The following is a 24,168-nucleotide window of genomic DNA, read 5'->3' as shown; positions in this document are numbered from 1 at the left end:
AATCGCTACAAATGTTTTTTCAAGCGCGAGGGCGCAGATTTCTTGCGATCTTTATAGGGGTTTTTATCCGCCTGTGAGCGCAAAGTGAGCCGGATCGGCGTTCCGGGCATGTCAAAATCCACGCGCAACGCATTGACCAAATAGCGCGAATAACTTTCCGGCATTTTATCCGGATTCGAGCACATTACGATAAACCCCGGAGGGCGCGTTTTGGCCTGGGTCATATAGCGTAATTTGATCCGGCGCCCATTAGGTGCCGGGGGGGGATGCGCCTCTACCATGCCGCTTAACCAACGGTTAAGGTTCGCGGTGCTGACGCGGCGGTTCCAAACCCGGTGCGCGCTCATGATCGCAGCTTGCAAACGGTCTAAGCCTTTGCCTGTTTTGGCGGATACTGTGATCAAGGGGGCGCCGCGCAATTGAGGCAAAAGGCGCTCAAAGGAGTCTTTCAAATCTTTCAATTTTTGCTGCTTTTGATCTTCGATATCCCATTTGTTGATCGCCACGATCACCGCGCGGCCCTCGCGTTCTGCCAGATCTGCAATCCGCAAATCCTGCTGCTCAAAGGGAATCGCCGCATCCAATAAAACAACCACAACCTCAGCAAATTTCACCGCGCGCAATCCATCGCTCACAGATAGCTTTTCGACCTTATCCTGAACCTTCGCTTTTTTGCGCATGCCAGCGGTATCAAAGACCCGCGTCGGCACGCCGCCCCAAGCAATTTGTAGCGAAATCGCGTCGCGGGTGATGCCAGCCTCTGGGCCGGTTAACAAACGATCTTCTCCCAAAATCTGGTTAATGAGGGTGGATTTTCCAGCATTTGGACGCCCGACAACCGCCACTTGCAACGGCTTGCTCGCTGTGGGGGCGCGATACGCATCCTCAGCGTCAGATTCTTCGATATCAATATCCGTTTCGGCCGCCTCATCCTGCGCGCGCTCTTTGAAGTCATCGGCCAATGGCATCAAACATCTAAGCAGATCGGTCATCCCTTCGCCATGTTCAGCCGATAAGCGCAATGGCTCGCCAAGACCCAAAGCCCAAGCCTCAAGAACACCAGCATCTGCGGCAGAACCTTCGCCTTTATTGGCACCTAAAATCACATGTTTCGCGCGTTTTCGCAGGATATCGGCAAACATTTCATCGGTTTGGGTCACACCAACGCGCGCATCAATCATAAACAAACAGATATCCGCCATATCCACAGCGCGTTCGGTCAAGCGCCGCATACGGCCCTGTAAACTATCGTCGGTCACTTCTTCCAGACCCGCCGTGTCAATCACCGTAAAGCGCAGATCGGCAAGACGCGCTTCGCCTTCGCGCAAATCACGCGTGACCCCGGGTTGATCATCAACCAACGCCAACCGTTTGCCAACAAGGCGATTGAACAGCGTTGATTTACCGACATTGGGTCGGCCAACAATGGCAAGTGAAAAACTCATTTTTTGCTCCAAAAAGCGGCCTGAACGCTGTTACACCACCTAGTGGTTCAGCGATAGGCCCTTAACTTACCATCTCTGCACAAGATATACAGGATACCATCGGCAACAATCGGATTGGCCGTCGCGCCCGATCCAAGGCGGATGGCGCTGCGCTCGGCGCCGGTTTCGGGGTCAAATTGGCGTAACAACCCATCTCCCGAGGCAAGCAGCAACCGCCCACCGGCCAAAACCGGCCCGTGATGCGTCACCACATCTTTACTTTTTCTTTGCGCCAGTGACACAAAGCCAGGTAAATCAACCGACCAAACTTTTGAGCCATCGGTTGCATCCAACCGCATCAATTGACCTAAGTCATTCACAAAGAACAGCGAGCCTCCAGCCGGCCAAAGCGGCGATCTAGCGCCAAAAGGCGCTGTCCACAGGCGCGCACCACTATCAAGGCGCATCGCGGCAATCCGCCCCGAAGTGTTCGCTGCAAAAACTGTCGAACCACTGATCACCGGGCTTGTCGCGATATCATCAATCGTAGCCACCGCGCGGCCACTGCGCCCACCGGCCAAGGTCGCGTTCCAAAGGGTCAGGCCTCCGCCCCGAAAGGCAGCTTGTAAATCCCCCGCACCAAAGCCAAATACTACCAATTTTTCCGATATCGCAGGCCCCGTTGACCCGCTCATATTATTAACATCGTTCAGATGGTCCAATTGCCAGCGAATTCGCCCGGTTGCAGCTTCGATCGCCCAAGCCACCGAATCTTGGCTGACCAAATAGACAACGCCGTCAAAATAACTGGGCCGCCCATTGCCCGAGCCTTTGAGCTCTTGCTTCCACAGCGCGCTGCCGTTCTTGGGATCAAGCGCATGCAGCACCCCATACCCAGTGGACACAAAAACAACACCATCGCCATAAGCAATTCCGCCACCATCAGCATCGCCCGCGCGCTCAGAGGTCGGCGTCAAATCACGCGACCAAAGCCGGCGTCCGGCGGCGGATGTTGCGGTCAACACAGAGAGGCTGTCCAAGGTAAAAACGATGCCTTCGGCCACAATCGGATCTGCTGTGATCCGGTTTCGAGCCCGATCGCCGGTTCCAACACTAAGCGCCCAAAGCGGCTTTGGTGCCGCGGATAAGGCCGCATGAACAACCTGCGTAGATGGGCTTGCGTGGCCTTGCGGCCAAGCCACATTGTTTTTTTGCGTTGGCATCGCGAAGGCTTTGGGGGCCGCTAGGGCGCCGGCACCATCAGTTGCCGATGCCTCTGAGGTTAATATCGGCTCTCGCTTGCCCGGCAAGATGACCTCGCGGTCACTGCAGCCCGCCAACACAATGCTGCACAGAAGCGCTGACATTATACCGAACCTATGGCGGATTACCTGCATCACTGCTCGGCCACCAGTTTAACCGTCCAGTGCGTTAGGGTCTTGCCCCAACGCAACCATCAGTTGGCCTAACCGTTGCCGTAAATTCTGCGTCATCTCCGCATCCTGCAACAAATCTCTTAGCCGCTTTACGGCTGCAGTCTCGTCATTCTCTTGAAGATCCAACAACGCCAATTGCTCTTGCGCAAGCAGCCGCAAAGGATTGCCCGCAGCTGACAATTGCTCAAAACCAGAGCGGCGCGCTGATGCATCCAGTCCACTTCCTTCCAAAAGCAGCTGTTTGAACAGAGCCAAATCGCTATAGTCGCCCGAGATGCTTTCTTGGCCTATGAGTGCGGCCAAGACATCCGAGGCCGCGGCTGGATCTTGCATCATCACCAGCTCGCTCGCCCGAAACAGGCCCACAAGCGCTGAAACCGCGCTGCCTTCGGTTGCAATCTCGCCCAACGCGGCGCTCCGGCTTTCGCCCGTATCCGATTCCAGAGCCTGCAAAATCGCATCGCCCCGCTGCTGCGCAAGCGCCAGATCCGACGCGCGTCGATATTCGTTGAAAGCGGCCCCGCCGACAATAGCCAGAACCGCCACAATAGCAATCCAGCCATACCGGCGCAGCGCAGCATAGAGCCGGTCGCGACGGACCTCTTCGTTCACTTCATCGATAAAACTGTCGGTTTCACTCACAATATGCCTCTTTTTTCTTCACCGCCTCGTCTTACCTTGTCTTCTGGCAACTGCCAAGAGCGAAAGACGGGCGCAAACCTTGCAACATGTATAACAAAGGCCTATTTGCAATCAGAAGGTCTAAATACCGTGTTGCACAGGATATAAACCATGCATTGGCCCTTTTGAGTGTTCTGTATAAGTAGGAGTTTTTGAGTATGCGCGTGATATCATTATTATCCGCTATTATTGTAGCAGGGGCGCTATATCTGCTGGTTTTTGAGCGCGACGCGGTCATTAAAGTCTCAAAAGGGGCCCCAATTGAAACCTTGCTCGATGCAGCCCTTCCCACCGATCAGGCAGAGGTCAACGCCGCCAAGGTGACGCCCGGCGATGAGCTGACAAACATCGCTGAAACCCAACAGCCAGCCACCGCACAAGCGCAGCAAAAGGCGCAAGAGGGTGAAGAAGCCGAGCAGGATCTGGCAATCAAAGTGATTGCAATCAAATCCCAAGCCGTTGAATTAGACAGCGCGGTGATTTTACGCGGGCAAACCGAGGCGGCGCGGCAAGTCGAACTGCGCGCAGAAACCACGGGTCAAATAATTTCGGAGCCGTTACGCAAGGGCAGCCAAATAACCAAAGGCGATATTCTATGTCAACTGGCCCCCGGCACCCGCAACGCGCAGCTCACAGATGCAAAGGCACGGCTGGCCGAGGCGCGCGGCAAGGTTGCGGGCAATCAGGCGAACCTCACCGAAGCACAAGCCAAGCAGCAAGAAGCCGAAATCAACCTTAATGCGGCCGAAAAGCTATCAAAAGGCGGCTTTGCCTCGGAGACCCGTGTTGCGGCAGCAGAAGCCAGTATGCGCACAGCCGAAGCGCGCATCGCGGCAGCCAAGGCGGCGTTCAGCACCACCCGTTCTTTGATTGAAAGCGCCGAAGCTGGCGTGGCGGTCGCCGAGCAAGAGATTGATAAATTAACCTTAAAGGCCCCCTTTGAAGGCCTTCTTGAAACTGATAGTGCCGAGCTGGGCAGTCTGATGCAGCCCGGTGCCTTATGCGCCACGATCATCCAATTGGATCCTATCAAACTGGTCGGATATGTCCCCGAAACCGATATCGCCCGCGTTGCGCTGGGGGCCAAAGCGCGCAGCAAGCTGATTTCGGGTCAAGAGGTGGTAGGCGAAGTGAGCTTTGTATCGCGCTCGGCCGATACGCTCACCCGAACGTTTCGAATTGATATTGATGTTCCCAACCCAAACTTGTCCATAAGCGATGGCCAAACAGCGGAAATTATGGTGGCCTCAGAGGGGACAATGGCGCATTTACTGCCCCAATCTGCCTTGACGCTGAACGATGACGGGCGCCTAGGCGTACGCCTCATCGACGAAAAAAACCGGGCTGATTTCGCCCCCGTCACGTTGTTGCGCGATACCGCTGAAGGGGCTTGGTTGAAAGGCTTGCCAAATCAAGCAACGGTTATTCTGGTGGGCCAGGAATACGTGAATAGCGGCGTTCTTGTCGCGCCAAGCTATCGTGAGGCTCTTCAATGACCGGCCTCGTTGACTGGGCCGCTGAACGCGCCCGCATGATCCTTGCGATGATTGCGTTATCGCTGACGGCGGGCATTTTTGCCTATACCACATTGCCAAAAGAGGGCGAGCCCGACATCGAAATCCCTGTGCTGTTCGTTTCGGTGGTTTTTCCGGGCATTTCCGCCGCCGATAGTGAAGCGCTTTTGGTGCGGCCAATAGAAACCGAATTGGCGGACCTGGACGGGTTAAAAAGAATGACCGCAACCGCCGCGGAAAACTATGCCGGTGTGGCAATCGAATTCGAATTTGGCTGGGATAAAGCCAAAACCATGGCCGATGCCCGCGATGCGATGAATGCGGCGGAAGCTTTGTTTCCCGAAGGCGCCGAAAAATATTCGATCAATGAAATAAATTTTTCTGAATTTCCGATCATTATCGTGAATCTTACCGGCAATGTGCCAGAGCGCACGATGACGCGCATCGCCGAAGATCTACAGGAAGAGATCGAAGGTATGGATGCGGTTCTAGAGGCGGTGATCGCCGGAAATCGCAAGGAAATGATGGAAGTTGTGATCGATCCGTTGCGGTTAGAGGCCTATAATGTCACCGCGGGAGAGCTTATTTCGGTGGTCCGTAACAACAACCAATTGATCGCTGCGGGTGAAGTTGATACCGCGCAAGGTTCGTTTTCGGTCAAGATCCCCTCAAGCTTTGACGAGCCGCGCGATATTTACAATTTGCCCGTCAAAACCAATGGTGACCGCGTCATCACGCTGGGCGATTTGGCGGATATTCGTCTGACCTTTGAAGACCGCGTGGGAACCGCGCGCTATAACGGCGAAACAACCGTGGCGTTGCAAGTGGTGAAACGCAAAGGCTTTAATTTAATCAAAACTGCCGCGGCGATCCGCGCCCTGATTGAAGAAGCAGAGACTACCTGGCCCCCAGAGCTGCGCGCGGCGGTGGATATTGGTAGCTCAAACGATCAATCGCGCGTGGTGGCCAGCATGGTGTCGCAGCTTGAAGGCTCGGTGCTCACGGCCATCGCTTTGGTGATGATCGTGGTGCTGGCATCTTTGGGAACGCGGGCCGCGCTTTTGGTGGGCTTTGCAATACCCACATCGTTTCTACTCTGCTTCGTTCTGCTCGCGGTTATGGGCATTACGATCTCAAACATTGTGATGTTCGGCCTTATTTTGGCGGTGGGCATGCTGGTGGATGGGGCAATCGTCGTGGTGGAATATGCCGATAAGCGCATCACCGAAGGCGAAGGGCCAATGCGCGCCTATGTAGAGGCCGCCAAACGCATGTTCTGGCCGGTGGTCAGTTCAACCGCTACAACCTTATGCGCCTTTTTGCCAATGCTGTTTTGGCCGGGCGTTCCTGGACAATTCATGGGCATGTTACCCGTCACTTTGATCTTTGTTCTTTCAGCATCTTTGATCGTTGCCTTGGTCTATTTGCCGGTGGTCGGGGGGGTGTCAGGGCGTATGGGTCGCGGCTTTGATGGCGCGGCGGCGGTGCTGCGCGCGCGCCTGCCTTGGATCCTGCGCGCGGCTTTGGTGCCTGTGTGCATTTACGCGATGTTCCTTGGCGCGATGCAAACCGTCAATCCAGATTATCTTTTTGGGCTAGACGCGGCCAGTATGGGCGCCCTGGCAGCCTTGCCCGGAGCGCTTATGTTCCTTTTGGCGGCATTTGCCGCCTCGGTCGCCATGGGCGCCGCCAAAATTCACCGCGCAGCAAAAAAGGTACGCTCAGGCTATCGACGTACCAATTTTGGATTTTTGGTTAAGCTGATGGTCGCGAACCCGATAATGCCGCTGGTGATGATCTTCGGCGTGTTTTTCTTTGCCTTTTCGGTCTTTGAGTATTTTGGCGAAAACAATCGAGGGGTGGAATTTTTCGTCGAATCCGAACCCGAGCAAGCGATTGTTTATGTGAAGGCCCGCGGCAACCTGTCTTTACCCGAAAAAGACCGGATTCTCAAAGAAGCTGAAGCAATCGTTCTGGCCCATCCGGGGGTTGAATCGGTCTTTGCCTTCGCCGGGGCGGGTGGGTTAAATCAAAACACCTCGGGCGCTGAAAAGCCCAAAGACACGATTGCGCAAATTCAGCTTGAAACCATCCCATGGGAAAACCGCCGGGATCGCCCCGAGCTTGACGGCAATCTGATCATGAAAGAGCTGATAGCAGCGCTTGAAGAGCTGCCGGGCATCCAAATAGAAGTGCTCGGGATCGAACGCGGACCGGCCAGCAATAAACCGGTGCATTTGCGGCTTACGGGGGATAATTGGCCCGAATTGCTGCGCGTCACCCAAGAAATGCGAAACGTATTTGACCAAACCGAAGGGCTGACTTTGGTGGAAGACACGCGGCCCCTGCCCGGCATTGATTGGCAAATTGACGTCGATGTTGAAAAAGCAGGGCGCTATGGCGCCGATGTGGCCACGGTTGGGGCCATGGTGCAATTGGTCACCCGCGGAATTTTGCTAGATACGATGCGCGTGGAAACCAGCGATGAAGAAATTGAGATCCGCGTGCGCCTTCCCGAAAAAGACCGCGTGCTCAGCACGCTTGACGGTTTAAAATTGCGCACCCGAGAGGGATTGGTGCCCCTGTCGAATTTCATCACCCGCCAGCCGGTTCAAAAACTGGCTGAAATCAATCGCATTGATCAAAAAAGGTATTTTGACATCAAAGCCGGCGTACTGCCCGGATTGTCGCGCAGTGAAACGGACGCCGCTGGGGTTGAAAAAGACATTTTGATCAATGCCAATGAACGGATTGCTTTTCTTACCCGCTATTTAGAGGCCAACCCGCTTCCACCAGGTGTCAGTTGGGAATGGACCGGGGATCAAGAGGATGAAGCCGAAAGCCAAGCGTTTTTATCGAAAGCTTTCATCGCGGCTTTGGCCTTGATGTTCATTATTCTACTGGCGCAGTTCAATAGCTTTTTCAATTCGTTCATCGTGTTGCTGGCCGTGGTGTTATCAACGGTTGGCGTTCTGATTGGGATGCTGGTGATGCAGCAGGCCTTTTCGATCATCATGACCGGTACGGGAATCGTTGCCCTGGCGGGCATCGTTGTGAATAACAACATTGTTTTGATCGACACCTACCAAGAACTCTCTCGTTATATGCCGCGCATCGAAGCCATTATCAGAACCGCCGAACAGCGCATCAGACCTGTTTTGCTCACCACCATCACGACCATGGCCGGATTGGCGCCAATGATGTTTGGGCTGAGCCTTGATTTTATCAATGGCGGCTATTCTATCGACAGCCCGACCGCGCTTTGGTGGAAACAACTGGCCACGGCGGTGGTATTCGGGCTGGGTATCGCGACGGTTCTCACCTTGCTGCTTACCCCCTCTTTGTTGGCCGCGCGCTATTGGGTGGTTACCTATATCGTTTGGATCGCGCGGGCGCTGGCCGTGCTCGGCGTGTCACGGCAAGCCGATATTGCGCGCGACTGGGCGCTTAATCGCATGGCAAAACGCCTCAAACAACCAGAAATTATCTGGGATGACCTCATCGATACGCCCGTCGCCCAAAAGCTTAAAAAAACCGCGACCGGCAAATCAGCTGATGGATTGCAAGCCGCCGAGTAAGGCGGGCTGCACCTGAGCAAGGTGCCTTTAGCATTGCAAACGCCGCTGCTTGGGCAACCAAGCGCGCGTGATCAAGCGGGAACGCTATGTGCAGCTAATTGAGGTATTTTTCGCGCCAAGCCGGTGCGCCGAAATGCCATTCCGTCAGCTTACCCAGCAAAACCGACGCGTGCCTCCGCTCACCCAAGCAGCCTCACGCTTGGGCGCGTTGATCGCTGTCTTGCTCAGCGCTTTGCAACATCCATAAATCATAATAGCGGCCGGCTTTGGCAAGCAATGCCTCATGCCTGCCGGTTTCAACAACCACCCCATTCTCGAGCACAACAATCATATCGGCTTCGGCGACGGTTGACAGACGATGCGCAATCACAATCACCGTGCGTCCAAGGCCCGCTTGCGCCAAAGCGCCTTGAATTTCATGCTCAGTCTCGCTGTCTAACGCGCTTGTGGCTTCATCCAACAATAAAATAGGAGGGTTTTTCAAAAGCGTACGCGCGATCCCTACCCGTTGCTTTTCACCGCCCGACAGCTTCAGCCCGCGCTCTCCTACAACGGTATCATACCCCTCGGGCAAAGATTGGATAAACGCGTGAATCTGGGCATCGCGAGCGGCCTGCTCTACATCCGCGCGGCTGGCCCCATCGCGCCCATAGGCGATGTTGTATAGAATTGTATCATTGAACAGCACCGTGTCTTGCGGCACCACTCCGATCGCGTTTTGCAAACTGCTTTGCGTCACATCGCGCACATCTTGATTGTCGATGCTGAGCGCCCCCCCCGTGACATCGTAAAACCGAAATAAAAGTCGTCCAATGGTTGATTTTCCCGATCCGGATGAGCCCACGATTGCAACGGTCTGACCGGCTGGAATATCGAGCGACACATCGCGCAAAATTTGCCGACCCGCTTCATATGAAAATGCGATATTGCGCAGCGAAATGTTGCCCCCGGTGACCTTCAGATCAGGTGCTCCCGGCTTCGTGGTGATTTCTTTTGGTTGCTCTAAAAGATCAAACATCTGGCCCATATCGACCAAGGCCTGACGTATTTCCCGATACACTGTGCCCAAGAAATTCAACGGCATGGTGATTTGGATCATCACCGCATTGACCATCACAAAATCACCCACGGTGAGCGCACCAGCGCGCACTTGTAAGCCCGCCATCACCATCACAATCGTCAATCCAGCCGTGATCAGAAGCGCTTGACCAAAATTCAACGCCGCCAGCGAATAACTGGTTTTCAACGCAGCGGCTTCATAGCCGGCCATCGCCGCATCATAGCGTTTTGCCTCGCGCGCTTCGGCGCCAAAATATTTAACAGTTTCAAAATTCAACAGGCTGTCGATGGCTTTTTGCGCCGCATCTGTATCCTGTTCGTTCATTTCTCGGCGCAATTTCACCCTGTATTCGGTGACTTTAAAGGTAAACCAAACATAGACCGCAATCGTGCCGAACAGCACCAAAACATACCATAAATCCAGTTTCCACAGCAAAAAGACCGAAAGTAAAACCAGCTCTAACGCCAAGGGACCGATTGAAAACACCAAATAGCGCAGCAGAAACTCAACGCCCTTGACACCCCGTTCGATAATCCGGCTAAGGCCACCCGTGCGCCGCGTGATATGATAGCGCATCGACAGATTGTGAATATGCTGAAATGTTTCCAGCGCCAATGAGCGCAGCGCGCGCTGCGCAACCGGGGCAAATACCACATCGCGCAATTGCTGAAAGCCATTGCTAAGCACCCGCGCCAGTCCATAAGCAACAATCAATCCAATCGCACCAATCACGAATAAGGACGCGTCGGGCGACACCAGACTATCAACCGTATATCCATATAAAAAAGGCGTTCCAGCCGAAATGAGCTTTGCCAGCACCAGCAACAGCATCGATACGATTAAGCGGGTTTTAACCGCTGAATTATCCCGCGGCCACAGATAGGGGCCGACGCGCCGGATGGTGCGCAGAGCCGAGCGCTTTTCTTCCTGATTAAGCTCTCGGTCAGATTTTATGCTGGGTGACATGGAACATATCCTTTAACACGGTTTTGGTGAACCGTTTCTCAACACGTGGTACAGCTCTCACCAGAAGAGGCCTGCCAGACCTATTCGAAACGCCTTAATCGGGGAGATCAAAGACCTGCCCCGGATAGATCAAATCAGGATCACGGATCTTATCACGATTGGCTTCAAACACCCGCACGTATAAAATCCCCCGCCCATAACGTTTGCGCGCTATCGCCCAAAGCGTATATCCAGGCTGCACCGTAACCACATTTATCCGCGCCTCGGTTTTGGTGTCTTGGAGATGGGTAAGAAGCTTTTGCGGGCTTTCCTTTTTGAAAGGTGTTTCAAGTCGCGAAATCACTTTACCCGCCGCATTCACCTGATCAATACGCAGCGTATAAACCCCCGGATCAACGTTGCTGAGCAAGGTTTTCCAGTTGCCATCATCATCCGGGCGCACCAAAAGAACCGGTGCGTTATCAAGATAAATCCTTAGATAAGCCATCGGGTTGCTGCGACCAGACAGCATAACTTGGCCATCCTCATCATAGCTGATCGCATCCAAAGCGATGGCGTCTTGGTCAAGGCTATCATCGGATTGTACAACACGAACGCCGTCTTTATCCGCGATTAAAACTTTGGGCGGCGCAGCGGGATCCGCCGAGCTTTTGGCCGGAGCCTCAGATAGGGGTTGCGCAGACGCAGTTTCTTCAGGCTCAGCATCTACAATTTTTGGCGTTTCCGCAGCCTTTGCGTTGGGTTTGTCAGCGGGTTTTTGCACCTCGGGGCTTTCGAGATCGGCGCGCGCGCTTTCGGTCGTTTCGCCTTCCGAGGCGCTTTGGTTATCGTTGTCCTGACCCTCTACGGCGGACGCCGCGCTGCTGCTTTTGGTTGATAGGCCGCTGAGATCTAAACCGCCTTGCAACGTCTCATTTGCCTGGCTCTGCTCGGATGCGGTCGCCTCAGGGGGTGCCTCTGCGTTTTCGGCAAGCTCGATGTCCGCTTCATCAGGTGTTTCGATCGCCTCTGGCAACGGCGCGGCAATCTGCGTGGGCAAGACCAAAACATCTTGATCGGAAAACACATAGGCCTCAGCGGTCCCAACGCGCAGCCGAATGACGCGCAGTTCACTGCTATAGGGCAAATCAAAAAAACCTGCAAAATTCCCAGATCCATCTGCGTAAAGCGTGAGTAGCGCGACATCATTGACCAGCACATCAACGGCTTGATTGGGGTCGACCAAACCGGCGATCAAAACGGCACCATCTGCCTCAATCCGAATGGTTTCAATTTGGGGCATCCTAGCCAAGGGTTTTTTCTCTTTCGCCGGCAAGTCTGCCGCCTCTTCGGTGGCGGCTTGCGCGGTCTCTTGGCGCGTCTGAGCGGATATTGTCGCACCCACGTCTTCAGCGGCAGGCTGTGTGACGGGCGCCTCTGCTTGATTTGTACCTTCTGCCGCGGGTCGCTTTTGCAGATTCTCAGGTTCGGTTGCCGCATCATCAATGGCGGTTTTCGCCGCGCCAGTTTGTGATCCAGCCGCGCCGGTCGGTTGGAGCGCCTCAGCTTCACCAGCAGCGGCACCTTCTTCGGCAGCACCCTCCGCCTCTTCTCCGGTGGCCTCTGGCGCTTTGGTTGATTCTGTAGCCCGCGTCTCTTCCGCAGCGATTTCAGCTTTGGATTGCGCGGGCGTTAGATCTGTCGGCGAATCGTTGGCTGCCTCAGCCTGCGATTGATCGACCAAGCTGTCGCTGCCCGCAAGGGCGCCACTTTCGAGCGCCGATTCTGTTCCTGGTGGCGTTTCATCCGTATCTATAGCTTGTTTCTCAGGTGCATCCGCTATTTCTTCGGATTGTGCTGCGGGATCCTTCACCGCCTCAATCGCCTTGTTCACAGGCTGCTCAGGCGGCTGCACAGACGCCTCTGGCGGTACGTCAGACGGGCGATTTTGTTGAAAAACCACAAATCCGATAACCGCAATCATGGCCAAAGCGAAAAAAATCCAAGCAGGCAGCCTGGCGCGCGACGTGTTTTCTTGCATATTCACCCTTCGGAGCCCCCAGACCCCAATAAAACATTGAGAGACCATAACACTGCAGGTAAACATGGTCAAAGTGTGACATGCCGCAAAAGGACCCCAAAATGCAATGCTTTTCAGTCTGTGTATACTGCGGCTCGCGCCGCGGTGCGAAGCCGATTTATGCCCAAGAGGCCAGCGCTTTGGGCACCGGGCTTGCAGAGCGGGGCTGGAGACTGGTCTATGGTGCTGGCGATGTTGGCTTGATGGGCAATGTTGCCCGCGCCGCACAAGCCGCAGGTGGCGAAACCTTTGGGGTGATTCCAACGCATCTTTTGCAGCTTGAAGTCGGCAAACAAGATCTCAGCAGCTTTATTGTCACCGAAAATATGCATGAACGTAAAAAAGTGATGTTCATGAATTGCGATGCTGTGGTGCTTATGCCCGGCGGCGCAGGCTCGCTTGATGAATTTTTTGAAGTTCTGACATGGCGTCAATTGGGGCTGCACAGCAAACCCGTTATCATCCTGAACGTGGCTGGCTATTGGGATCCGCTTTTAAAATTGGCCGAGCATTTTATCGCAGAAGAATTTGCAGATCCCAGCATTCGCGATTTTTACACGGTGCAGACTACCGCAACAGACGTTTTGGCTTATTTGGCAGCGTTGCGCGCCGAAAACCCCGACCAGCTATAAATCACCACGGCAACCCAAATGATCGAAAACGCCCCAAAATGCCAATCCGTCATAGGCTCGGCAAAGATCAGTAAAGCTACCAAAAACTGAATGCTGGGATTGATGTACTGCATGATCCCAACGGTCGACATAGAAATCCGGCGCGTTGCATAGGAAAACAAGATCAAGGGCGTTGCGGTCAGCGGGCCGGAGCCCATCAATAAAAACCATATCTGCCAACTATCAGTGCTGTCTTGAATGGGCCAATTTTGGATCAGCAGATAGGGCACCGTCAGCGGCAAGAGCAGCATCACCTCAAGCGTGACGCTGATCACAGGCGATAAATCCAAGCGCTTTTTCAAAACCGAATAGGTTCCAAAGCTCAGCGATAAAACCAAGGCCAACCAAGGCGCGACCCCCAAACCATAGGTCAAAATCAACACGGCAAATACCGCAAGCGCCACGGCAACCCATTGCAGGGCAGAGAGCTTTTCCTTGAAAACAATCAAGCCAAAAACCACAGCGACTAAGGGGAAAATAAAATAACCCAAACTTGCCTCGCTGACGCGATTGATCTGGACCGAATAGATGAAAAAATACCAGTTCACGGCAATGGCACAGGCTGCGGCGAATAAAGTGATCACATGCCCTCGGTTGCCAAGCGCATGGATTAACGCAGAAAACCGGCCCTGCAGCCCCAAAACCAAAGCAAAAAACAAAAAAGACCACAGGGTGCGCTGCGCCAGCAATTCAAGCGGCGGCACCATCGTCAGCAAGTTGTAATACAAAGGCGAGAGCCCCCAAATCACGCAGGCCGCCAGAATAGCAAGAATGCCCTGGGCCGTTCTGTTCATATCACGCAGCCTCGTCGTTTTCTTGTGATCATGCTCAGGGCATTGCAGGCTTGCGCTTTTGCACCGCCTTGTCTGTGTCAACCCTCATGAAAAAACCTGCCAAACAAAGATTTGGCAGGTTTCTATCTTATTTATGCGCGTTGCCTTACATGCGGCTGGCTACATTTTCCCAATTCACCAGATTATCGAGGAAGTTTGTCAGATAGACCGGACGTTTATTGCGGAAATCGATATAATAGGAATGTTCCCACACATCGCAGCCCAATAAAGCCGTTTGGCCAAAACAAAGCGGGTTCACGCCATTTTCGGTCTTGGTCACTTTCAATCCGCCATCCGCATCTTTGACAAGCCAGCACCATCCGGCGCCGAATTGACCAGCGCCCGCAGCTGCAAATTCCGATTTAAACGCATCAACACTTCCAAAGCTATCGCTGATTGCCGCATCCAGTTCTGAGGGCATGGCAGCGCCGCCTGGCCCCATCATTTCCCAAAACTGATTGTGGTTCCAATGCTGGCTCGCATTGTTGAAAATACCGTTTTGCGCCACCGCACCCGCTTGATAGGTGCCCCGGATAATATCTTCGAGCGATTGGTTTTCCCACTCGGTGCCGGCAATCAGTTTATTGCCATTATCAACATAGGCTTTGTGATGCAGATCGTGATGATATTCCAACGTTTCCTTGGACATACCTTTATCGGCAAGCGCATCATGGGCATAGGGAAGATCAGGAAGTTCAAAAGCCATAGAAGGCCCCCTTTCAAATTTACAAATTCACCAAGCACAAATGGTAGGGTTCCCCCTGCGAGGTCAAGCCCTAACCCGATAAAAAACAATAATTTGGGATCCGTTCAAGCCCTTAAAGAAAAAAGCGCCCGCAGCGGGGGGATTACCAATCGCCAACCTCTGCCCCAATAGCAGCCGCAACGCATAGTTGTTTGAACATAAAACGAGCCACCGAACGAAAGCAAATCACTCTGATTTCAGCTTCAGCTGGCAGCCACATCGCAGCTGCAATTTGGCCAAACCGAGTGCGCCTTATTTCGGCAATTGGAAAGCCACTTACGCGCATATCTACCGGCGCCAGTTTCGCCGCCACGCTGCGCGCCGCCCCGCCCGAAATTGCGAAAACCGCCCGCGCATCTGACACGTCAACCACCATGGCATGGCAATTTTTCAACGCCGCTTCAAGCAAGGGCAAAACCTCAGACACCTCGTCTTCGGGGCCGATCAAAAGCGCCTCATCGGGTGACATCCAGGCAAGAGACAGCCCACCGGCCTGCTCAATTTGCCGCGGCACCGGCAGTGATAGGCGCGTGGTCTTTTTCAGCCCGGCTTGAAATTTTTTATCCGAAAAATCACCGCGCAAAGTCAGCATGCCCAAGCCTGACACCTGAGAAATTCGAGCAATGCCCTCAAAATCTGCGGGTTTATCCTGTGTCTGCAGCTTAGACATTTTGTCTATCTCCATTCTTGTCATAAAACACCGGATCAACCAGCTTTACCTTCACCTCATTGCCCGAAAGATCAGGGAAATTCAAAATCTCTCCCATGCGATCAGGCCCCTGCGCAACCAACCCCATGGCGATGCCGCGATTCAGCGTTGGCGAGAAATAAGTGGAGGTCACGCGGCCAATCGTATTGCGCTGACCATTTGCGTTTTCGCCCTCACCCACAGCATAAGCCCCATCTGGCAGAACGCTGCCATCCAGCGTTTCCAATCCGACAAGTTTCCACCGGTCTGGATCTACCATATGGCTGCGCTCTTGCGCGCGCTTGCCTAGAAAATCGCTTTTCTTTTTTGAAATCGCCCAATGTAATCCCAAATCCTGCGGAATAACCGTACCATCCGTTTCATCGCCGATCATAATAAACCCTTTTTCGGCCCGCATCACGTGCAGCGCCTCGGTGCCATAGGGCATGATCCCAAATTCTTCTCCGGCCGCGCAGAGCGCCTGCCAAAACGCCAGCCCCTGCCCCGCAGGTACGGCGATTTCGTAAGAAAGCTCGCCCGAAAAGGAAATCCGAAAGGCACGCACGTCAAAAGCGCCCAGCCGCCCCTCGGCATATTCCATAAAACCCAGCGCCTCTTTGCTTACATCTAGACCGCCCAGCTTTTCCAAGACGTCGCGCGCTTTCGGTCCCACCACACCCACTTGCGCATATTGTTCGGTTAGATTGGCTACATAGACGTTCCAATCCCACCATTCGGTTTGCAGCCATTCTTCCATATGCGCATGAATATGCTCGGCCCCGCCAGAAGTGGTGTGGCAAAGAAATGATTGCTCATCAAGGCGTACCACGACCCCATCATCCATCAAAAAGCCGTTTTCCGAACACATCAACCCATAGCGGCATTTTCCGATTTTCAACGTGCTCATCATATTGGTGTAGAGCATATCCAAAAACTTTGCGGCATCTGGTCCCTGTACCAAAAGCTTGCCCAAAGTAGAGGCATCCAACAGCCCCACCGAATTTCTTGTTTGGCGAATTTCACGCGCAACCGCGTCTTGATGGGTTTCATCGGCCCGAGGATAGCAATAGGGGCGGCGCCATTGCCCCACCGGTTCCATGTAGGCCCCCTGTTCCACATGCCAGTCATGTATCGGTGTTTGCCGTACCGGTTGAAAAATTTCATCGCGCGCCGCGCCCGCAATCGCACCCATGGAGATCGGCGTGTAAGGTGGGCGAAAGGTGGTTGTACCCACCGCTGGAATGTCGGCATTCAAAGCCCCAGCGAGCACCGCCAAACCATTAATATTCGACAATTTCCCCTGATCCGTCGCCATGCCCAATGTGGTGTAGCGTTTGGCATGTTCGACGCTTTCAAACCCCTCTTGCGCCGCCAATTGCACATCGCTGACCTTGACGTCATTTTGGAAATCCAGCCATGCTTTTGAACGTAGTTTTATACCCGCACCCTGCGGCATCATCCAGACCGCTTCCATCGCAGCTTCCGCCGTTTGATCGATCTCAGGCAGGGGCTGTGCAGCCGCTGTTACACCCGCGGCCTCTGCGCCTTGCTGCAGCGCATCTTGCATCACTGCGCCCAAAGAAAAATGCCCATTGGCCGCGCCAGCCGCCAAAACAAACCCCTCGCCCTTTTGGTCACGCGGAGCTTTTTCAGGATCTGGCCGAAACATGGCCAAAGCCTGATCCCAGATCAGTTTGCCCCCGCAATGCGACCATAAATGAACCACCGGAGACCAACCCCCCGACATCGCCAAACAATCACATGCGATTTCTTCCAAAACCGTGCCCTGCCCCGCTTGATCGCAAATGGCCACGCCCGTCACCGCCCCGCGCCCCTTCACGAACGCCACGGCTTTGCCCGTTTCCACGCGAATGCCCAACTTTTTTGCCGCCTCGGCCAAGGCGCCACCACCTGCGCTGCGCGCATCCAAAATAACCGGCACATCAAGCCCCGCAGCTTTCAAGGCTATGGCCGTACGATACGCATCATCATTATTGGTTAGAACGACCGTGCGATCGCCCATAGACACGCCGAAATTCTCAACGTAATCGCGCAAAGCCGAGGCCAAAATCACCCCCGGAAGATCATTGCCCGCAAAAGAAAGCGGCCGCTCAATCGCGCCCGTCGCGGTCAGGATTTTTGCCGCTCTGATCCGCCATAAACGATGCCGTGGGCCTGGCTCTGATGGTGCATGATCCCGCAGCCGCTCATATCCCAAAAGATAGCCGTGATCATAGACACCTGCGCCCATTAAACGGGTGCGCATTGTTACGTTTGGCTGGGCCGTCAGCTCTGCAACCAGATCCTGGATAAAATATTCGGGATCTTTGCCGTTAATCTGATCGGGCTCCACCACGCAGCGCCCCCCCCAATGTGCGCTTTGCTCCATGATCAAGATCTGTGCGCCCGAACTTGCAGCTGCTTTCGCGGCCATCAATCCGGCAATACCGCCCCCAATAATGACCAAATCATAAAAGGCATAAAAATGTTCGTAGGTATCGCCATCGCGCATTTTGGGCGCTTTGCCCAAACCGGCCGAGCGGCGAATAAAGGGCTCATACACATGTTTCCAAAGCGGGCGTGGGTGAATGAACATTTTATAATAGAACCCGGCCGGCAGGAAACGCGCCAATTTGCTATTGATCGCGCCAATGTCAAATTCCAAACTGGGCCAATGGTTTTGCGATTCAGCCACGAGGCCGTCAAATAATTCGGTCGTCGTTGCGCGCTGGTTGGGCTCAAACCGGGTGCCCTCGCCCATATTAATCAGAGCATTCGGTTCTTCAGCGCCGCTGCTGACAACGCCGCGCGGGCGGTGATATTTAAAAGAGCGGCCCATCAGCATTTGATTATTCGCCAGCAAGGCCGAGGCCAAGGTATCGCCTTCATAGCCCTGCATTTTGCGGCCGTTAAACGTAAAATTCAAAGGGACGTCTTTATTCAAAAGACGACCGCCCGTTTGCAAACGCGTACTCATTGCATGCTGCCTTTTAAAACGAAGGGTTGGGGCGCTGACTTGCAGCGTTTAAAATTGCGGCAAAAAAACATTACGAAAACTCCCGCCACGACCAGCCAGGGCGCTTTGCAGAAATGGCGTTTTTAATATCTTCAGGAGGGGCCAAACTTTGCGCCGAATAGGTTCCAAACACTTCCAAACTCATAGTGCAGCGCGCGGCATGAAACCATTTTCCACAGCCAAAGCTATGCCGCCAACGTTCAAAATGTAGGCCTTTGGGGTTTTCGCGTTGGAACAAATAGGCTTCAAATTCATCATCACTTGACCCGACGCTAAAACGCTTCAGATGCGCCTCGCCGCCCGGGCTTAGCTCGGTTTCTTCGGCTTCAACGCCGCAATAGGGGCATGTCATCACCAACATATTAAGCCATCCTTTCGGAACACAATTTTGCGCAAAAAACTCCAGTGCGCCGTAAAATCTAAGATTTCGCGCGCGATCACAGCGCCGCCCTGCGTCTGAGCCGAGCCGGCAATCTGCCCAGTGCTTGGAGCATATGCAGCATCGAAAAATTCAGCCTGCGCCATCAATGGGCCACCCCGGCCGCCACGCTTTCATCGATAAATTTGCCTTCTTTGAAGCGCCACATCGAGAACTCATCAGTCAGCGAAGAGGCGCCTTTTGCGATCAACTCAGCCATGCCAAAACCCGAGCCGGGAATGGCTTTGAAGCCGCCGGTTCCCCAACCACAATTGATAAAGCAATTGTCTAAAGGCGTTTTTGACAGAATCGGTGAGCGATCCCCCGTCATATCCACTATACCGCCCCACCAGCGCAGCATCTTAAGCCGTGAAATCATTGGGAAGGTTTCAACCAAGGCCCGAACAGTTTCTTCGGCGTGATGAAAGCTTCCACGTTGGGTGTAATTGTTAAATCCATCCGCGCCGCCCCCAATCACCATCTCACCCTTATCCGATTGGCTCATATATCCATGCACGGTATTGGCCATGACCACTACATCCATGCAAGGCTTGATTGGTTCGGACACCAGCGCCTGTAAGGCCACCGATTCTACCGGCAGGCGAAATCCGGCCATCTCGGCCAAAACGCCCGAATGCCCGGCGACCACAATGCCCAGCTTATCGCAGGCAATCGCGCCCTTGCTCGTTTCCACCCCCGTCACCTGCCCTGCGGCTTGGGTTACCCCGGTGACTTCGCATTGTTGAATGATATCCATACCCATATCCGAGCAGGCGCGCGCATAGCCCCAAGCCACTGCATCGTGACGTGCGGTGCCCGCCCGCGATTGCCACAAAGCGCCCAGCACTGGATAGCGCGGCCCGTCGATATTGATAATCGGGCATAATTCTTTCACGCGCTCAGGTCCGACAAATTCGGTTTTCACCCCTTGCAGCGCATTTGCATAGGCGGTTCTTTGGTAGCCACGCACTTCATGATGGGTTTGCGCCAACATCATCACGCCGCGCGGGCTGAACATAATGTTATAATTCAAATCTTGGCTCAGCGTCTCATAGAGGCTGCGCGCCTTTTCATATATCGCAGCAGAGGGATCCTGAAGATAATTTGACCGGATAATTGTAGTGTTGCGGCCCGTGTTACCGCCCCCTAACCAGCCCTTTTCGATAATGGCAACGTTTTTAATTCCAAAATTCTTACCCAAGTAATAGGCCGTTGCCAATCCATGCCCCCCCGCGCCAACGATCACAACATCATATTTGGCTTTGGGCGTTGGGCTGCGCCAAGCCCGCTCCCAACCGCTATGGTAACGCATCGCTTCGCGCGCAATTGAAAATGCAGAATAACGCTTCATGAGTGGACTTTCAGAATAGCTTAGACAGTGCCGCCTTATGGCAAGATGCTAAAAACTACCACACCCTCAGAGCGTCACAACATTTATCGCTTGCGACATCTGGTGCAAATCGACGCATTGCCCCTTTTGTCGGGGCGTCAGGAAGGCTAGATAAGAGAAAGGTGGGAGACAGCGCTATGATGTTTTGGATTATCAGCACAGGGTTATCAGCAGTGGTCGCTGCGTTTTTCCTAGCCGTCATGCGGGCGCAATCTGCGCAACCAGACACCACGGCGCCGGCATTGCTGATTTATACACAGCAGTTGCAAGAGGTTGAAAAAGACGTCGCCAAAGGGCTCTTGGCTGCAGAAGAGGCAGACCGACTGAAAATCGAAATCTCGCGACGAATTTTAGCGCTTGATGCCACCAGCCCCGCGCAAACCCGTAGGGATACACCTGCCTCACTTGCCCTGACAGCTGGGCTGATCACGGTGATTCTTTTGGGCGGAACATTTTTAATGTACCGCGAATACGGTGCGCCTGGTTATGAAAACCTTTCGCAAAAACAACGCATTGCCAATGCTCAACGGTCATTGGAAACGCGCCCCAGTTTGGAAGAATTTGCCGCTGCAATTCCCGCCCAACCCGAAGTTTTTGCGCCCAGCGCCGATTACACGGATTTGGTAAAAAAGCTTCGCAAAACAGTTGCCGACCGACCAGAGGATCTAGAAGGTCATGTGCTTTTGGCCAATGTTGAAGCCGGTTTGCAAAATTTTGCGGCCGCCGCTGAGGCGCAACAGTCGGTCTTAAAGCTTAAAGGTGAAGCCGCTGACGTTTCAGATTTCTTTGACCATGCCGAATTGCTGATCCTCTCGGTGCAAGGCTATGTCGCACCCGAGGCCGAGGCTATTTTGCGCGATATTCTCAAGCAAGAGCCCACGCATGAGGGTGCCACCTATTATATTGGCCTAATGATGGCGCAGAATGACCGCCCTGACCAAGCTTTCCGGCTTTGGCGCGCGCTGTTAGAAAAAGGGCCAGCAGACGCGCCGTGGATCACACCGATTCGGGACCAAATTGAAGAAGTGGCGGTTTATGCGGGGATCAATGATTATGTTCTGCCCGATGTAGACCAAGCCGCCGCCACCGCGCAACTGGCTGGGCCGACGCAAAGCGATATTGATGCCGCGGGTGATCTAAGCGCCGATGAGCGGATGATGATGATCGAAGGCATGGTTGCGCAATTGGCCGAGCGCCTCGGCGCGGAAGGTGGCTCATCCGCGGAATGGGCCCGTCTGATTGGTGCTCTAAGCGTTTTGGGCCGTATCGATGAAGCGCAAGAGATTTGGCGTGAGGCGCAACTGGTCTTTGCAGATTCAGCCATGGATCTTGAAACCTTGCAACGAACCGCAGAAGAGATTGGGTTGATCCAATGATTATGGATAGGATTGAAGAATTTGCGCAGGCGCTTCCGGCAACCGGCGCGCTTATTGGCTTGGATCTGGGTACCAAGACGATCGGCGTGGCGATTTCGGATGGGCTACGCTCGGTGGCGACCCCGGTTGAAACCATCAAACGCGCGAAATTCAACCTCGACCGCCAACAGCTTGAAGCGCATATTCACACGCGCGATATCAAAGGGTTAATTTTGGGTCTGCCGCGCAATATGGATGGCAGTGAAGGACCACGCTGCCAGTCTACGCGCGCTTTTGCGCGCAATTTGAGCAGCCATATTACTATTCCAATCGGCTTTTGGGATGAACGTTTATCAACCGTCGCGGCTGAAAAAGCTTTATTAGAGGCCGATACATCCCGTCGCCGGCGCGCGGAAGTGATCGACCATGTGGCTGCCTCCTATATTTTACAGGGTGTTTTAGACAGGCTGTGCCATATTCATGCGCAAAATGCAGCGGTAACAAGATGACAGAAAAAGATCTCTGGAAGCGCAATGAACCAGATTCGCCCTGCGTAAAAATCTGTATGATTCACCCTAAAGAACGGCTCTGTACGGGGTGCCTACGCAGCATCGAAGAGATTTCCATTTGGTCGCAACTAAGCCCCGAAGCCCGCAGAACACTCATGCAAGAGCTGCCCGCCCGGCAGGCCGCTTTCAAAAAGCGCCAAGGCGGGCGCGCGGCCCGGCTCAAAAAAACGTAATCCAACCCCGGCACGAAACGTTAGCGTTCCTCGGGGCTAAACGCGCGCAGCTTTTCGACCATTTCCTCAATTTCAGGCCGCGCAAATTTTGAAACGCGCCGCGTTTGCGAGGCAGGATGCACCGATAAGCCAAGCTCGGGATTTGCCCGCCAAGAATTTTTGGGGCGGATCGGGCGGGCGCTCAAGCCTCCTCCGCAGGTTGCGCAGACATTAAAAAGCACAGTTTCAACGCAATCAGCGCAATAGGTACATTCATATGAGCAAATGCGGGCCTCTACACTATCGGGTGGCAAATCTTTATCGCAAAGCTCGCAATTCGGGCGCAATTCTAACATCTCAGCTCTCCTTATCTCGGGACAAACCAGCCAGCAGTCCCGAACGCTCATAGGTTTGGCCACTCCACAATATCATTCAATTCTGGCCGAAAATAGGCAATCATGCGGCCGTCGCTGGGGGCACGGGCACCTGCCTGCCATGGGGCAATCCCATGTAAGGCCAGCCTATGGATCGCATAGGCTTCGCCGGGCTCGGCATGAACAGCCACGCGGCGGCAGTTTGCAAACGCGTCTCGGCGCGCCGCATGATAGACATCGCTCAGATCAATGTCGGACCATTGCGATGCAGGATAGGGGCTGAGCGCGGCCTGAAACGCTTTGTGCATAATCAGATGCGAGCCTTCCCAGACAACCATCGGGCTGGCTTTGATATCGCAGGCGTTCAAGGGCAAACCAAGCACATAGGCATGGGGCTCGCGCAACATGCGGCGGCGCTCTGCGCCGACGGGCAAAAGCCCGTCCACATGCGCCGCGTCCCGCGTCTGCCGATAGGCAAACCCAGCCTTGGTTTCGCCCTGCCTTGGTTTTGGATATCCCGGATAAAGAATTGAGACCTGCGCGGGGTGCAGAGGCTTTGTGGCCACGCTTTGAATTAACTCTGAAGCAGGTCCGGCCAGCTCAATGCCCTCAAACCGCCCGTCTTCATCCGAAGGCAAGACGTCTACGCCAACATACCAAGTGCCTTCGCATTGCAACCATTTTTCTTTCAAGGCGGGGGTTTGCGCGGCGCCACTGGCAAATTTTCGTGCCGCGTTCGCCCATCTTTTGATTTCGTCATGGGCTTTGAACCGACGCCAACCTGTTGTTCCAAACATGCCTATCCCAGTGGTTTGTTGTCTTCGCATATTGACGCATCAGAGATTAAAAAGACAATTAGACTTCACGCCCCGCGCCCAGGCCTCTCAATTAGGCCTGATCGTTTGCCTGCCAAGGATAACACCCTCATTTTGCAAACCGGCATCAGCGCCTGCAAGCCACAAAAAACGCAATGACCGGTCAATACGACAGCGCAAAACCCGATTGAGCCGACCAGATCTGCCCCTCACGCAGCGGCCTTCACCTTGCCAGGCAAAAGTTCAGAATGATCAAGCAGGCTGAATCGTTCATAAGCATGGAAATCAACTCACCTATCAAACATATATCCAAAATGGTTGAATCTGGGGTTTTAGGATATAATTTGAGACGAAACTTGACAGGGACACCAAGCTAACGCACGGTTTTGGAATTCAAGATTGATATTTTCAACTTTCTAATTCG

19 protein-coding genes are annotated in these 24,168 nt (G+C 53.9%); 6 read left to right on the top strand and 13 right to left on the bottom strand.

All coding sequences use genetic code 11. The annotated features are described in order from the left end of the window. Nucleotides 1–5: 5 nt before the first annotated feature. From der to UM181_11155, 3 genes are read right to left on the bottom strand one after another with little or no spacing between them, the layout of a single operon-like run. Nucleotides 6–1,445 carry a ribosome biogenesis GTPase Der gene (der, locus tag UM181_11165; protein ID WQC61892.1) on the bottom strand — a complete coding sequence of 480 codons (1,440 nt, stop codon included), beginning with the start codon at nucleotides 1,443–1,445 and terminating at the stop codon, nucleotides 6–8. Nucleotides 1,446–1,492: 47 nt separating this feature from the next. Beyond that, on the bottom strand, nucleotides 1,493–2,791 hold the full coding sequence (locus UM181_11160) for a PQQ-binding-like beta-propeller repeat protein (GenBank protein WQC61891.1): 1,299 nt from the start codon (nucleotides 2,789–2,791) through the stop codon (nucleotides 1,493–1,495). 48 nt (nucleotides 2,792–2,839) lie between these two features. Further along, a complete protein-coding gene (locus tag UM181_11155; GenBank protein ID WQC61890.1) occupies nucleotides 2,840–3,502 on the bottom strand; it encodes a hypothetical protein in 663 nt (220 codons plus the stop codon). A 197-nt stretch (nucleotides 3,503–3,699) separates the two neighbouring features. Between UM181_11155 and UM181_11150 the strand changes: the two genes are divergently transcribed. Together UM181_11150 and UM181_11145 are read left to right on the top strand one after the other, a co-directional pair. Then, nucleotides 3,700–5,037, top strand: coding sequence for an efflux RND transporter periplasmic adaptor subunit (locus UM181_11150; GenBank protein ID WQC61889.1), 1,338 nt, complete (start codon nucleotides 3,700–3,702; stop codon nucleotides 5,035–5,037). Next, nucleotides 5,034–8,633, top strand: a complete 3,600-nt coding sequence (locus UM181_11145) for an efflux RND transporter permease subunit (protein ID WQC61888.1) — start codon at nucleotides 5,034–5,036, stop codon at nucleotides 8,631–8,633. Before UM181_11150 ends, UM181_11145 begins: the two co-directional genes overlap by 4 nt. A gap of 193 nt (nucleotides 8,634–8,826) precedes the next feature. On the opposite strand, the gene UM181_11140 is transcribed toward UM181_11145, so the two are convergent. Then, nucleotides 8,827–10,659 (bottom strand): ABC transporter ATP-binding protein/permease, encoded by a 1,833-nt coding sequence (locus tag UM181_11140; GenBank protein WQC61887.1) that lies wholly within the window; start codon nucleotides 10,657–10,659, stop codon nucleotides 8,827–8,829. 94 nt (nucleotides 10,660–10,753) lie between these two features. Beyond that, on the bottom strand, nucleotides 10,754–12,679 hold the full coding sequence (locus UM181_11135) for a LysM peptidoglycan-binding domain-containing protein (GenBank protein ID WQC61886.1): 1,926 nt from the start codon (nucleotides 12,677–12,679) through the stop codon (nucleotides 10,754–10,756). 101 nt (nucleotides 12,680–12,780) lie between these two features. On the opposite strand from UM181_11135, the gene UM181_11130 reads away from it, so the two are divergent. Beyond that, complete coding sequence (locus tag UM181_11130) at nucleotides 12,781–13,350, top strand: TIGR00730 family Rossman fold protein (GenBank protein WQC61885.1); 570 nt, start codon at nucleotides 12,781–12,783, stop codon at nucleotides 13,348–13,350. Here UM181_11130 and rarD read toward each other — a convergent pair. The 6 genes from rarD to UM181_11100 form a co-directional block, all read right to left on the bottom strand. Continuing rightward, nucleotides 13,308–14,183, bottom strand: coding sequence for an EamA family transporter RarD (gene rarD / locus UM181_11125; GenBank protein ID WQC61884.1), 876 nt, complete (start codon nucleotides 14,181–14,183; stop codon nucleotides 13,308–13,310). The genes UM181_11130 and rarD overlap by 43 nt on opposite strands. Before the next feature lie 145 nt (nucleotides 14,184–14,328). Then, nucleotides 14,329–14,928 carry a superoxide dismutase gene (locus UM181_11120; protein ID WQC61883.1) on the bottom strand — a complete coding sequence of 200 codons (600 nt, stop codon included), beginning with the start codon at nucleotides 14,926–14,928 and terminating at the stop codon, nucleotides 14,329–14,331. 142 nt (nucleotides 14,929–15,070) lie between these two features. Beyond that, on the bottom strand, nucleotides 15,071–15,637 hold the full coding sequence (locus tag UM181_11115) for a sarcosine oxidase subunit gamma family protein (GenBank protein WQC61882.1): 567 nt from the start codon (nucleotides 15,635–15,637) through the stop codon (nucleotides 15,071–15,073). Then, nucleotides 15,630–18,632: a sarcosine oxidase subunit alpha family protein gene (locus UM181_11110; GenBank protein WQC61881.1), complete on the bottom strand. Its 3,003-nt coding sequence runs from the start codon at nucleotides 18,630–18,632 to the stop codon at nucleotides 15,630–15,632. The genes UM181_11115 and UM181_11110 overlap by 8 nt, the downstream gene beginning before the upstream one ends. A gap of 70 nt (nucleotides 18,633–18,702) precedes the next feature. Beyond that, nucleotides 18,703–19,032: a sarcosine oxidase subunit delta gene (locus UM181_11105; protein WQC61880.1), complete on the bottom strand. Its 330-nt coding sequence runs from the start codon at nucleotides 19,030–19,032 to the stop codon at nucleotides 18,703–18,705. 163 nt (nucleotides 19,033–19,195) lie between these two features. Continuing rightward, entirely contained in the window at nucleotides 19,196–20,440 is a 1,245-nt protein-coding gene (locus UM181_11100) for a sarcosine oxidase subunit beta family protein (GenBank protein WQC61879.1), read from the bottom strand. Nucleotides 20,441–20,616: 176 nt separating this feature from the next. Here UM181_11100 and ccmI point away from each other — a divergent pair, with 176 nt between their 5' ends. Genes ccmI through UM181_11085 form a run of 3 tightly spaced genes read left to right on the top strand, consistent with a single transcriptional unit; the run spans nucleotide 20,617 to nucleotide 22,576 of the window. After that, nucleotides 20,617–21,855, top strand: coding sequence for a c-type cytochrome biogenesis protein CcmI (ccmI, locus tag UM181_11095; GenBank protein ID WQC61878.1), 1,239 nt, complete (start codon nucleotides 20,617–20,619; stop codon nucleotides 21,853–21,855). Next, complete coding sequence (ruvX, locus tag UM181_11090; GenBank protein ID WQC61877.1) at nucleotides 21,852–22,343, top strand: Holliday junction resolvase RuvX; 492 nt, start codon at nucleotides 21,852–21,854, stop codon at nucleotides 22,341–22,343. The genes ccmI and ruvX overlap by 4 nt, the downstream gene beginning before the upstream one ends. Further along, nucleotides 22,340–22,576 (top strand): DUF1289 domain-containing protein, encoded by a 237-nt coding sequence (locus UM181_11085; protein ID WQC61876.1) that lies wholly within the window; start codon nucleotides 22,340–22,342, stop codon nucleotides 22,574–22,576. Before ruvX ends, UM181_11085 begins: the two co-directional genes overlap by 4 nt. Before the next feature lie 20 nt (nucleotides 22,577–22,596). Here the strand turns inward: UM181_11085 and UM181_11080 are convergent, their stop codons facing one another. Continuing rightward, nucleotides 22,597–22,911, bottom strand: coding sequence for a DUF1272 domain-containing protein (locus tag UM181_11080; protein ID WQC61875.1), 315 nt, complete (start codon nucleotides 22,909–22,911; stop codon nucleotides 22,597–22,599). Between the two features lie 47 nt (nucleotides 22,912–22,958). Further along, nucleotides 22,959–23,726, bottom strand: a complete 768-nt coding sequence (locus UM181_11075; GenBank protein WQC61874.1) for a hypothetical protein — start codon at nucleotides 23,724–23,726, stop codon at nucleotides 22,959–22,961. Between the last annotated feature and the right edge of the window lie 442 nt (nucleotides 23,727–24,168).

Source organism: Alphaproteobacteria bacterium US3C007 (assembly GCA_034423775.1).
GTDB lineage: Bacteria > Pseudomonadota > Alphaproteobacteria > Rhodobacterales > Rhodobacteraceae > Thalassovivens > Thalassovivens spotae.
The sequence above is the reverse complement of the archived record's forward strand: the minus strand, read 5'-3'. Positions and strand labels throughout refer to the sequence as shown.